Genomic DNA, 11803 nt, shown 5'->3' on the forward strand with positions numbered 1-11803 from the left:
CCCGGTCCCGTTTCGACGTTGTCAGTTGACGACTTTCTCCACCCCGTCGGAGATATCGGCGACCAGCTCGGTGAACTGGGAGACGCCGGAGAGCAGGCTTTTCGCTTTCTCCCAGTACCGGCGCATCACGGCGGGCTCACCGTCGTCTCGGCCGAGGTCCGTTGCCAGATCGTCGAGAACGTCGTCGAGCACTTCTTGTTCGGGCAGGTTCTGGCCACGAACTTCGGCCTGGAGACGGCCGACCAATTCGAGCAGTCCCTTCGTCGTCTCAGCGGTATCCCCGGCGACCCCGGTCTGAGTGATGTCTCCCGAATTGTCCCGGCCCACGGTGATCTTCTGGTTGATCCGGTGCACGATCTTCTCCCCTACTGGGTGACCCGGCGCGGCCGGCGTTCCACGCCGGACTGGGTGATGGGCGCGTTGTTGTTACCGGCGATGGTGATGTCCTGGTTCACGACCACCGCGGCCTGCTCCTCGAACTTCGCGGTGGAGTAGCCGGCGTCACCGAGGAGTTTGCCGATCGCGGGGAGCAGCCTGCTCTCGATGATCTTCTCGTAGCGCTCGATGTCGACGAGCTGGAAATAGTCGGTGAACAGGTTCACCGAGGCGAGTTCCCGCAGACTGTGCGCGGCCCCGTAGCGGTCGGCGTCGACCACACCGTTTTCTCGCTTCGGCGGACGGATCCAGGACGCCAGATTGAGCAGTCGTCCCGGCAGGCTCGCCGGCAGTTTCAACCACATCATCAGCCCCTGGGCGAGAGGACGAAGAGAATCGGGACGCATTTTGTCCACCACCCGGTATTCCGCACGGATCGGCGGCAGCACGAAGGGCGTCCATTCCAGGTAGAGCGTGGTCTCGTCGACCGCCAGGTGCAGGAACGTGGAGAGCACCAGATCCCGATCCCACGTCTCGACCTCGAACCGCAGGTAGTAGCGCGCCCACTCGCGTGGTTCCTCTTTGAGCCGCGCCACTTCGGCGGGGGCCAGACGGGTGCTGGGCGGTTCGGTCAGCGTCTCGAGATAGATCCGCGCTTCGCTGGTCGCGAGGTGATCGATCAGCTCGGCCGCCGGTGTGAAGACCATGTCGGTCACTCGCAATCCGGAAAGCCTCCGGTCGGGCGAGAGCGGTCCCGCCGAGCGCAGCCGCTCGATCGCGGCACGGATCCCGTCGTACAGCACGGCCGTCGAGAGCGGCCGAAGCTCTCCGGCATCCGGATCGCGTTCCAGTGGAATCGCCATCGACCAGGCGTCGCGACGGAATCCGGCTCCGACAAAGGGGTTGTAGCCGCGGTACACGACAAGGGGAGCGCCCGGAACGCCTTCCAGTTGTTCCGCACCGTGGTAACGACCGAGTTGTCCGCTGAAGTCCTCGGTGAGGAGGCCCGTCATGCCGGCGGCGGTCGAGGCGGCGTTCGCCCCGCGCCTGAATCTGGTGCTCAGCAGCTGCCACAAGGTCCACCGCTCGTACGACACGATGCCCAGCGCGACGAGCGCGAGAATCACCGCCACCACCACCCGGGCGGTGTCCCCGTCCGACGACGGCTCGATGGCGCGGGAGAGGCCACGATCGATGTCGTCGATGTTCTCGACCACCAGGAGCAAGATGGGGAACAGGAGTACCAGCCACATCAGGCCCTTCAACGATTTTTCGCCCCCTTGCTTGACACCGGTGAACCACCCCGGAATCGAAAAGAGCACGGACAGGCCGATCCACACGTAGAGCAACGAACTCCCCCATGCCAGGCCAATCACTATGATCATGACCAGGACGAGAAGCCCGTCATAGTTCTTGCGCCGCGCCCGGGCCCGGATGGCCTCGGCGAGGACCTTTCCCGCGTCCAGCCCCGGCGAAGGTGGCACCGGACGGGTCGGCTCGACCAGGAACTCGCTGATGGCACGTCCGCCGTAGGCAGGGTCCAAATAGGACGCGGCACAGAGATATCTCGTGGTGTCGTCGGCTCCTGGGGCAGGCATGTGTTCCTCTCGAATGGCTTTGTTCCGTGACTAGGGAGCCGACTGGTCCACCATCGCCCGTACGATCAGCGCGGTCTCCGGGAGGCTCGCGGCAGGCCCGTGCGCATACACGAAGTACTCGATGCCGCCCGTCCGCCAGTACACGACTCGAACGTGACGACGACCTTCCGGCGCGTTCCACTCGAACCGCCAGTCGACAGCGTCGTGGTCCCGCACGGAAGTCGGGGTCAGAGCGTGCAGGACATAGCCGGGACGCTTCGCGACCTTGCGTTCGTAGTCGAGGTGATAGTCGAGAATGTTCGTGCTCCCGCTCGGTGGCGCCCCGCCGAACTTGATGATGCGGCGGTCGTCCGCGGGATCCGTGGCCTGCTCACTCCCGGGTTCGGAGAGGGTCTTCGTCGGCCAGCCCCGGGGAATCACGGTTTCGAGCCCCGCCGGACCGTTCACCCGTTCCATGGACAGCGGTAACGACTCCGTGCCGTTCGACGTCTCGGTGGGCGACGGCTCGTCGGTAGCGGTCGGCGTGACAGGAGGTTCCCCGGTGATGGTGAGGTTCGTGGCGACTTCGGACGGCCCGGCCGTCGGCTCACGGTCGAACAGCGTCCAGGTCACCCCGGCCACGGCGCAGCACACCAGGTTCAGCATGACGGCGACAGCCGTGAACCGCCGGCCGTCGAGTTGCGCGGTCCCAGGCACTTCCGCCCCCTCGCCTGTCATTGCATTCCGCAATTTGCAGACCGTAGCACGACGCCAAACCTGATCGAATAACGTTTCGGGAGGATCCGTGTACGAAGAATACTCGCAACGACTTACCGAACTGGAACAGTTAATAGCCAACAGCCCAGGGGATCACACATTACGTCATGAAATTGCGACAGTTCTTTATCGGCGCGCGACCGAAGCGCGAAGTGTCACGCGTGATCATGGCCCGATCCTGGCCACCAGCCGTCAACGGGAGCTCTGTCGCGAAGCAGGCCAGCGCATCCTGGCCCTCCGGGTGAACGACGCCGAACTCGACGCGAAAGCACGGGAATTGCTGCACACCGTGGAAACCGGTGACCGCTGGGTCTGGCGGCCCGCCGTCCCCGCGGCCTTGTCCGCCGCCCTGTTCTTCCTCGGCGGACTCGGCCTCGTCCTCCTGTCCATGGCGTACGACAGTGTTCTGCTCGCCGCGGCCGCGGCCATGCTGAGCAGCGCGCTACTGGCGATCGTGATTCTTCGGTGCCGGCGTCAGCTGTGGCGGGTCGATGCCGACCGAAAATATCCCCTGATCCGGCACCACGGGATTTGATGCCGGCACCGCCCGCCCCGCTGAATACTTCGAATTCCCGGTAAAAGCCGGTCAGGAAGGAGACCGGCACACCAGGCGAGGGCGATCCGCCTTGCGGAAACTCGGCGGTGGCGGGAATACCGGCCTCAGCGCGCGATCGCGAGGCAGTAGACGGCGTCGTCCGGCTCGTGTTTCAGCTGGATCCCGTACTTGTTGTCCTCAGGGCAACTCTCCTCGTAGCCCACGACGTGGGTGATCTTGTAGATCGGGTCGCCGAGGTTGTCCATCACGTTCCCACTCGTGGGGCACTCCGCGGACTTGATGTCGGTACCGCCGACGCCGACAGTGGTACGGACGCACTCGCCGACCTCGTGTTTACCGCCGCCGAATACCCCGCACCCGCCCGCGACCGCCGCGATGATCACGGCGCAGGCCGTCAAACGCCAGAGCATGATTTCTCCTTCGCTGTCCAGTCCGTTCTGGACATCTGTGATGTTCGGCCGGATCGTGTCGAAGATAACCATTGAAGACGCTTCATCGGCTTGTTCATGTGCGTCACATGCGGCAGACCGACCCTCTTTGTCATCGACTGGTTCGAGCGCGCAGTCGGTCGACGTCCTTGATGGTGATCACACCACGGTCGGTCGTGATGACTTCCTCTTCTCGAAGAGTTTTGAGGGCGCGCACCACCGATTCTCGCGACAACCCCAACGACTCCCCTAACGCGGCCTGGGATCCGATGGCGAACCTGAGCCGATCACTGTAGGCCGGATCGAAATCGTCGACATATCGCAACAGCATTTCGACGATCTTCGTGAAAGCATCGTCGTTCTGGCCGACGATGTTCCGATCCGACTCACGCAGGCGCTCGGACACCACGGCGCAAAGGACGCGGAGCACGCGGGGACGTTGTGCCAGATAGCGGTCGAACGCACTGCCATCGATGATGAGCGCGCGCACCGGCGTCTCCGCTTGGACTGTCGCCGACCTCACTTCGCGATCCAGCACAGCCTGTTCGCCCACGATGTCCCCGGCGAATCGCGGCGCGATAGGCGTTTTCCCGTCAGCCGCTAACAGCCGGACTCGTCCGCTGTGGAGCACGGCGACCCAATTGTCCGGATCGCCGGCCCTGATCAATGTGGCGCCGGCTTCATATCGGCGCAGGACGGCTTTGGAGACCAGGGCTTCGCGTTCGGCATCGTCGAGCCTTCGCCAGAAACTGCCGACACGGTGCCCGGATGTCACGATGGCCAACTGCGAAATCGCTGTCACGCTCGTGTCTCGTTCCGTCCGGCTTGCGAGGTCGCTGACTACATCGTCGTCGCAGGGATAAACATAACGAGTCGATCAGAATCTGCTGAGCCGGTAGATCGGCACGCCGTCGGAACCGTATATCGTCGCCTGATCAGGCGAGTCGAACGTGATTTTATAACTGGCTTGATTGGGTTTCTGGGTAACTTGCAAAGTGTAGCGTCCATTGACGTCGGGCTGACTCGAAATACGGCAGGTCATCTGGCCGCCGATGTCAAGGACCTCACCTTGGTGGTAGTAGAATCCTTCGCAGCTTCCCCCATTTCCGCTGTACACCTTTGTTCCCGTGTTGTCCGATGATCGCCAGCTGCCGACGAGAATGCCGGGATCGCGCAGCGGTTGACCGGCGTTCGGCGTCGCGCCGGGGTTCGGCATGGCCGCGCCTCCGTCGTCCGCGCTGAGCAACGCGTAACCCACCCAGCCGACACCGACGAGGAGCAAGAGCAGGATCAGGATGGCGGCGCGCGGATGGCGGCGTACTTGTTCCACGAACGTCTGGTTGATGAGGTCGCGTCCGACCTTGTCGCCGGCCACCTTGTCGCCGATGTGCTGGTCTCTGCCGGCGACGTTCGAGTCAGTGATGGTCACGTTCCCGCCGACCGCGTTCTGCGCGTCCGATCGCTGAGGGCCGCGTTGCCGTGCCGCCACATCGCGTGCGGTGGCGTCGTCGCCGGGAATCGACAGCCATGCCGTGGCTGTGACGTCCTTGACGTGCACCACCGTGCAATGGAAGGCATCGGGGTCGATCTGGTCGTAACCGTGCCGGACGGTCGCCTGGTACAGCACGTCCGAGACAAGGACGGCACACCTTCGGTCGGTGGCGGACAACGCTTCGCGAAGTACGTCGGAGTCCACGAGCCGAAAGGCGTGGTTCACGTCCGAGCCGACGAAACCGTTCTCATCCTGATGCACCTCGCCTGCCTGGACCGCCACCCGTGCCTCGCAAGCCCAGCCGGACAGGAGCCTCTCCGCCGCTTCCACGCGATGCGCGAACTCTGTGAGGACAGGGCCGAGCAGCACCGCTCTCGGAGTTTCGGTCGGCACGACCACCAGCACGCCGTCACCACGATCTTCGTGTGCGCACAGCTTCCAGTCGACCCCTCCCGCGGTGAACGCGTCCGCGAGCAAGCTGTAGAGCTGTCGCCGAGCGGCGATCTGCTCGGGGTTTCGCAGTTTGCTGAACGATCGCAGGTCCACGACCAGGATCGTGGCGGGAAACGGATACTCGCTCATTTCTTGCACCCCGTGGTCGTACCGAGGAAGGCGCCGCACTGGTGGGCGTTCAGCACGGCTGTCATGACCACACCGCCGTTGTTGACCGCCAGGAGATAGACGCCAGGGTCGATCTCCCACCGCTTGCCGTTCCAGCGCATGGGGAGTACACCGACCTTGGCACCGCGGTGTGAAACGTTCACCTGCGCGGCGTTGTTCGAGCCGGTGACTCCGCCGATCACCACGTCGTTGATCTCGGCGCGCATCTCCGGGTTCCCGGTGAAGGCGGAAGCGATGACGTCCCGGCAGGTGTCTCCGGACTTCGCGGATGCCAGCACGCACCAGTCGGCGGCGTTGAGATCGATCTCCGCCTGTCTGATCGCGTTCACCGTGTCGAGTGCGCCGTCAAGCCCTTCCTGATACACCACGTCGGTGGGGGACGAGCCGAGTTCCTGACTGACGAGGTACCCACCACCGCCCACCAGCGCCAGGGCGAGGACGCCGAGTCCCAACTGGACCTTTGTCTTCTTGACCTTGTCTCGGCCGATTTTGTCGCCACCGACGGTGTCACCGATGTGTTGATCCCGGCCGGCGAAGTTGGAGCCCTTCATCGAGAAGTCGCCTCCCACGGTGAAGGGGCGATCGTCCTTGTCGCTCATGCGGCTCCAGTCCCTCAGGTTCGCGGTCGAGCGCGATTGAACCGAAGACCGTGGAGCGAAGCGACTTCTTGTGCGTCACGGTACGCACAACCGCCCGATCACTCTCCCTGCGCTAGCCACCTCGGCTTCCTCGCGCCAGACCAGGGCCGAAGGGAGCTTCACCCACCACCAGCCTCACCGTGTCGCGCGAGTTCGGCCGTCACTTCGTCGATCTTCTGTCCGAGGCGCGAGTCGCTCTCCAGCAAGGCGAGCACCTCGTCGTCGTCCAGGTCCAGGAGCTTTTTCGTGACGTGCACCGCGAGGATGGGCTGGTGTTTCTGCACCAGGGGCAAAAGCGCCTGGCCCAGCCGAGCCTTTCGCTGCTCCGGCGTCAGCTCGGCGAGCGCTGCGGCGGACAGGACGTTTTCCCTGTCGTCAGAAGGCATGCGGGTGCTCACCAGTCCAGGTCCGGGTCTTCGGTGACCGAATTCAGCGCGGTCACCGTCGCGTGGCCTTCACTCAGCAGACGGGCGTCGCTGCCCGGCGACAACTCGCCCTCGACCGTGACAGCGGTGACGGTGAACGCGCCGTCCTCACCGTTCTGCACGTGACTGCGCACCGCACCGAATTCGGCCAGCCCAGTGCGTTTCGGGGGCCCGGCCTCGGCACGATCGGGCACGTTGAGGTTCAGGACCGTGCCGGCGGGCAGTTCCGTGAGCCGGTCGAACAAGGTCACGGCGACGGCGACGGCGGTGTCCCAGTGGGGTCGCGGCCCGGGGGCCAATCCCACGTCGAGGGACACCGCGAGGGCCCTGGCGCCGTTGATCGAGGCGGTCAGTGCCGCGCCGACCGTGCCGGAGTGCAGGATCGCGCGCCCGACGTTCGCCCCGTGGTTCACCCCGGACAGCACGATCTCCGGTGGCTCGCCGAATGTTCCCTGCGCGGCGGCCAAGGCGATCAACCCTGGATGCGCGGCGACGGCGAACACAGGGACGTCGGGGAGGCCGGGCAGTTCCCGTCGTTCGACCGCGACCCGCCCCTCTTCCCCGGCACCGGTCAAGCCCGCGCTGGTTCCGCTGGCCTCCGTCGCGGGTGCGGCGACCACGACGGTCCAGCCGTGGTCCGCCGCGCCCCGGGCCAGCGCGGCCAGACCGGGGGAATCGATACCGTCGTCATTGGTGATCAGGGCACGCATCAGGAGGCCTCCCACGGTTTCAGGCGTACTCGTCCGGTGAGTTCCCGCACGGCGCCGTCGCTACCCGAACCGAGACCGTGTCGTGTCACGTTGATCGCGCCAGCCGCGGCCCCGAGCTTCACCGCGTCCTCCATCGACCGGCCTTGCGCGAGGCCGACCGCGAGCCCCGCGGTCATCGAGTCCCCGCCGCCGCGGGTGTCGACCGGGGTCAGGTCGGGTGATTCCACCAGGACAAGCTGGCCTTCGAGGTAAACGAGCGTCTCCTCGGCGGCGCGGGAGACGACGACCGCGCGGGCGCCGCCCGACGCCAGCTCACGGCAACCGTCCGCGAGATCAGGCAGCGAATCCGACTTGGCCAGCCCGTCCCCGACCATTTCCTCGTGGCTGACCTTGATCACCGCCGGATCGCCCGCGAGCGCCCGGACGAGTCGTTCCCCGGACAGGTCCACCACGACCGGCGTGCCCTGCGTGCCCAGATCCCGGGCGAGCCGCTCGTACACCGAATGCGGCACCGGCACGTCATCCTCGTCCGGCCCGCTGAGAATGGCGACGTCCGCGCGCAGACCCTGGACAAGAGTCAACTCGTACAGATCGTCGAGTTCGTGCCGGGTCAACGCGTCCGCGGGCATCCGCACCATCTCGTCGCGACGGCCGTCACGCCGATCGTGCACGTAGGCGCCGTTGCGCGCCGCGACTTCGCGAACCTCGGCGTCGACACCGATCAGATGCCGCAGCACCCTTCCCGTCTCCCCGCCGAGCGCGCAGCACAACACCGCCCGCGCGCCGAGGGCCTCGATCATCCTCGACTGCCACACCCCCTGCCCTCCCGCGTGCACGTGGACGTCGGGCGCCCCGTCCAGCTCTTCCACCGTCACCGTCAGCTGCGGAGACGGTGCGAACACCGCCACTCGACCCTCAGTCATACCGGCGTCTACCCGTTTTGCCGGATTTCTACTCTTCGTCGTCAGTGAGGCCGCGACAGGTCGACAAGGCAGTCGAACAGCACCTCCGCCGCGTCGCGCACCGCTTGCGAAGTGGTGTCGAGCGGTTCGATGACCCCGGAAAGCTGCTCCCAGGCGAGCCTGCCCAGCACCCGGGCGACCACGGTCCTGACCGCGGCCGGTTCGGCGGGAAGTGAACGCAACGCGTCCTTTCCCTCGCTGAGCCCGCTGCCCGGCATGAGTGCGTCAAGGCATCGCGAGAGCACCTCTCCGATGAGCCGGACCGCCACCGGACGAGAGGAGCCTCGCAGGTAAGGGGCGACGTCCGGCATGGCGGCCATCCGGCGCACCACGCCTGCCACCATGCGGTCCCGGACCGGACGCAACTCGAGAGCGGACGCCACGGGCTCCCGGAATCGCTTCGACACAGTCTTCCCTTCGGCAGGCAGTCCCCGCACAGCTTCTACGCCGGTGGCGGCACTGGCCAGCCCGAAGGCAATAAGTAAGGGCCCTCACTCATGGGACGAAGCCCGCAATCCTTAACGGGCCAGCGATCTTGACTATCCACAAGGGACACACTTGGCTCGGTGAATGTAAGAGGGTCGCGAGTTGTCGAGGGGGAAGCCAACCGTGGCGTGCTCTGGGGTTGGCCGGGTCGGCCAGGCATGCCCCCAAGGTGGCATTGGGGACAGTCAGCGTCCCCAATGCCACATTGGGGGCATCAGACTGCGGCGCCAGCCGCCGTCCGGCGAGGGTCAGCGCAGCGCCGCCAGGACGTAGTCGTCGCCGAACTGCCACACCGGAGCCGCTTCCGCGAAGCCCGCCTCCCTGAGCAGTCTCATATGCTCCTGTGGGCTGAGCCGGTTGCCGTAGCCGGTCGAGATACCCCGCAACTCGTCGGCGGTGAACCGCTCCCCCAGCGCGGGATCGGCGGCGACCGCGGCCCACCAGCTTTTCCAGTCTTCGTGGGACTCGACTCCGGCCCGCGCGGCACGACGGTTCTTGACGGCTTCGGTGAGGTCGCGGATGCCGGGTCGTGCGTCGTAGAAGTGGTCGCCGTTGACGAGCGCCCCGCCCTCCCGCAGCGCGCCGGCGAGGTCACAGTAGATCTCGGCGAGCCGCTCGGGACGCAGCCAGTGCAGCGCGGTCGTCGAGACCGCGGCGTCGATCGGCCGCCACTTCAGCCACCCGCGCTCGGCGAGGTCGGCTTGGAGGTACTCGATGTCCGCGTGCTCAGGCCGGGTGGCTTCGGCCAGGCCGAGCAGGAACGGATCGTTGTCGATGCCGACGACTCGCGCTCGCGGTAGCCGCCGGGCGAGCCTGGTGGCCAGCGAGCCGGGGCCACAGCCGAGGTCGAGCACCAGCGGCTCGGCGACGTCGCGGCAGACGTGCTCGACGACATCGATCAGGACGTCGAAGCGTTCTTCGCGGTCGGCGATGTAGCGTCCCTGCTGGACGTCCCACCGTCGCACCCAGCTTGCCGCGAGCTCCTGGTCCACCGCGCTCCCCTCGTGATCTTCATCCTGTGTAGCACACCTCGGTCATGGGTTACCGTGTGCGTCACAACGTAAGAAGGTGCCCGTCGGGGGAAGCCGGTGTGAATCCGGCGCTGACCCGCAACCGTGAACGGCCTGTGCCGTGAGCCGGACTGCCCGCCGAGTGCTGCCAGCCCCAACTGTCGTGGAGTACGGAGCGGGGTCCCGTTCACGTGCGGCCGCGCGCCCGGGACAGTGCTCGATGTCCCGGAGGTCCCTATGACGCGTCATCCGCTCACTCGTCGGCGCCTGCTCGCTTTGGCCGCGCTCACGCCCTTGGCCGCCTGCGGGACCGCACCCGCGGCCGCGGGACGGCTGAAGGTCGCGTTCGCCGCAGGCGGGTCGAAGGAAACCCTGAATCCGGCCCAGGTTTCGCTTTTCGTCGACCAGGCGCGGGCCAAAGCGCTCTTCGACACGCTGGTCGCCTACAACGCCGACACCTCGTTGCGGCCGCGGCTGGCCGAGTCCTGGGAAAGTGACGGTTCCGGTACACGCTGGCGGGTCAGGCTGCGGCGAGCGGCCTTCCACGACGGGCGTCCGGTCACCGCGGACGACGTGCTCTACAGCTTCCGGCGGATCGCCGATCCCGCACTGGCGTCCTCTTCCCGGCAATACTTCGCGAAGGTGGACTTCGCCCGCAGCAAGGCGGTGTCGCCCACCGAACTCGAACTGACGCTGACCGCTCCCGACTTCGAGTTCCCGTCGGGGTGGGGCGCGCCGGGTGCGGAGATCGTGCCCGCCGGGACGACGGGGTTCACGGCGCCGATCGGGTCCGGCCCGTTCCGCTTCGTCTCGTTCACTCCCGGCGGCCCGGCGGTGTTCCGCAAGAACGAGTCCTATTGGGACGGCGCGCCGAGCATCGACGAGCTGGAGTTCGTCCCGGTCAACGACGAAACCGCGCGCGTCAACGCCTTGCTGTCCGGCCAGGTCGACTACGCCCACGATCTCGCGGCCGGTACCGCCGCCCGGCTGACCGGCGACGGGCGTGTCTCGCTGCTCGAAGCCAAGGGAACGACGATGCAGGGCCTGATCCTGCGCCTGACCCAGCCGCCGTTCACCGACCCGAGGTTGCTGCGCGCCGTACTGTCCGGAGTGGACCGGGAGGCGCTGAACCGGGTCGCGCTGGCCGGTCGCGGCGAAATCGGCAACGACCTGTTCGGCAAAGGACTCCGCGGGTACGCCGCCGGGATCCCGCAACGCCGGCGCGACGTGGAACTGGCCAGGGCGCTCGTACGGGAGGCAGGCGCCGAGGGGCTCGCCTTCGCCGTCGAAACCAGCGACGTCGACCCGTGCTTCGCCACTGCGGCCACGCTGATTTCCCAGCAGCTCAAGGAAATCGGGCTCACCGTCACGCCGAACACACGCGCGTCGAGCACTTACTTCGGCGAGATCAAGACCAAAGGGGTCGCCGCGCTCACCCGCACGGCCACCCTTCCGGTGGCGACGTTCCTCAACCAGCGCTTCCGCACCGGCGGCTCCAACAACGTCAACGGATTCGCCTCACCGGAATTCGACGCTCTCATGGACCGCGCCGCGGCCACCGCGGACGAAGCCGCCAGGCTCGCGCTGTTCGGCGACGCGCAGCGGATCGTGCACGACTCCGGCGGTCTGCTCGCCTGGGGGTTCAGCACCTGGACGATCGCCGTCTCGAAGCGGGTTTCCGGGTTGGTGACCGCGCCGCCGAACACCTTCGAGTGGGCGAGGTTCGACCGCGCCCGGCTGTCCTGA

14 protein-coding genes and 1 riboswitch are annotated in these 11803 nt (G+C 66.5%); of the genes, 2 read left to right on the top strand and 12 right to left on the bottom strand.

Features of this window, described 5'->3' with window-relative positions; all coding sequences use genetic code 11:
* Positions 1–21: 21 nt before the first annotated feature.
* Genes ACIHAO_RS06930 through ACIHAO_RS06940 form a run of 3 tightly spaced genes read right to left on the bottom strand, consistent with a single transcriptional unit; the run spans position 22 to position 2669 of the window.
* Positions 22–354, bottom strand: coding sequence for a hypothetical protein (locus tag ACIHAO_RS06930; protein ID WP_396555200.1), 333 nt, complete (start codon positions 352–354; stop codon positions 22–24).
* 11 nt (positions 355–365) lie between these two features.
* Positions 366–1973, bottom strand: coding sequence for a hypothetical protein (locus ACIHAO_RS06935; RefSeq protein WP_396555202.1), 1608 nt, complete (start codon positions 1971–1973; stop codon positions 366–368).
* A 30-nt stretch (positions 1974–2003) separates the two neighbouring features.
* On the bottom strand, positions 2004–2669 hold the full coding sequence (locus ACIHAO_RS06940; RefSeq protein ID WP_396555204.1) for a hypothetical protein: 666 nt from the start codon (positions 2667–2669) through the stop codon (positions 2004–2006).
* An 88-nt stretch (positions 2670–2757) separates the two neighbouring features.
* On the opposite strand from ACIHAO_RS06940, the gene ACIHAO_RS06945 reads away from it, so the two are divergent.
* Positions 2758–3264 carry a hypothetical protein gene (locus tag ACIHAO_RS06945; RefSeq protein ID WP_396555206.1) on the top strand — a complete coding sequence of 169 codons (507 nt, stop codon included), beginning with the start codon at positions 2758–2760 and terminating at the stop codon, positions 3262–3264.
* A 125-nt stretch (positions 3265–3389) separates the two neighbouring features.
* On the opposite strand, the gene ACIHAO_RS06950 is transcribed toward ACIHAO_RS06945, so the two are convergent.
* From ACIHAO_RS06950 to ACIHAO_RS06990, 9 genes are all read right to left on the bottom strand, one after another.
* Complete coding sequence (locus ACIHAO_RS06950) at positions 3390–3695, bottom strand: hypothetical protein (RefSeq protein ID WP_396555208.1); 306 nt, start codon at positions 3693–3695, stop codon at positions 3390–3392.
* Positions 3696–3825: 130 nt separating this feature from the next.
* A complete protein-coding gene (locus ACIHAO_RS06955) occupies positions 3826–4515 on the bottom strand; it encodes a Crp/Fnr family transcriptional regulator (protein WP_396555210.1) in 690 nt (229 codons plus the stop codon).
* 75 nt (positions 4516–4590) lie between these two features.
* Positions 4591–5787, bottom strand: a complete 1197-nt coding sequence (locus ACIHAO_RS06960; RefSeq protein WP_396555212.1) for a hypothetical protein — start codon at positions 5785–5787, stop codon at positions 4591–4593.
* Positions 5784–6425, bottom strand: coding sequence for a hypothetical protein (locus tag ACIHAO_RS06965; RefSeq protein ID WP_396555214.1), 642 nt, complete (start codon positions 6423–6425; stop codon positions 5784–5786). Before ACIHAO_RS06965 ends, ACIHAO_RS06960 begins: the two co-directional genes overlap by 4 nt.
* Before the next feature lie 158 nt (positions 6426–6583).
* Positions 6584–6850, bottom strand: coding sequence for a hypothetical protein (locus ACIHAO_RS06970; protein ID WP_396555216.1), 267 nt, complete (start codon positions 6848–6850; stop codon positions 6584–6586).
* Positions 6851–6858: 8 nt separating this feature from the next.
* Positions 6859–7599 (bottom strand): 5'/3'-nucleotidase SurE, encoded by a 741-nt coding sequence (surE, locus tag ACIHAO_RS06975; protein ID WP_396555218.1) that lies wholly within the window; start codon positions 7597–7599, stop codon positions 6859–6861.
* Positions 7599–8522 carry a 1-phosphofructokinase family hexose kinase gene (locus tag ACIHAO_RS06980; RefSeq protein WP_396555220.1) on the bottom strand — a complete coding sequence of 308 codons (924 nt, stop codon included), beginning with the start codon at positions 8520–8522 and terminating at the stop codon, positions 7599–7601. The genes surE and ACIHAO_RS06980 overlap by 1 nt, the downstream gene beginning before the upstream one ends.
* Positions 8523–8563: 41 nt before the next feature.
* The gene (locus tag ACIHAO_RS06985; protein WP_396555222.1) at positions 8564–8968 is read right to left on the bottom strand and encodes a hypothetical protein; all 405 of its coding nucleotides are present in this window, start codon (positions 8966–8968) and stop codon (positions 8564–8566) included.
* Between the two features lie 327 nt (positions 8969–9295).
* Positions 9296–10039: a class I SAM-dependent methyltransferase gene (locus ACIHAO_RS06990; protein WP_396555224.1), complete on the bottom strand. Its 744-nt coding sequence runs from the start codon at positions 10037–10039 to the stop codon at positions 9296–9298.
* Between the two features lie 57 nt (positions 10040–10096).
* Positions 10097–10211, top strand: a riboswitch (cobalamin riboswitch).
* A gap of 83 nt (positions 10212–10294) precedes the next feature.
* On the opposite strand from ACIHAO_RS06990, the gene ACIHAO_RS06995 reads away from it, so the two are divergent.
* Entirely contained in the window at positions 10295–11803 is a 1509-nt protein-coding gene (locus ACIHAO_RS06995; RefSeq protein ID WP_396555226.1) for an ABC transporter substrate-binding protein, read from the top strand.

The sequence above is a fragment of the Amycolatopsis sp. NPDC052450 genome (assembly GCF_044547565.1).
Classification (GTDB): Bacteria; Actinomycetota; Actinomycetes; order Mycobacteriales; family Pseudonocardiaceae; genus Amycolatopsis.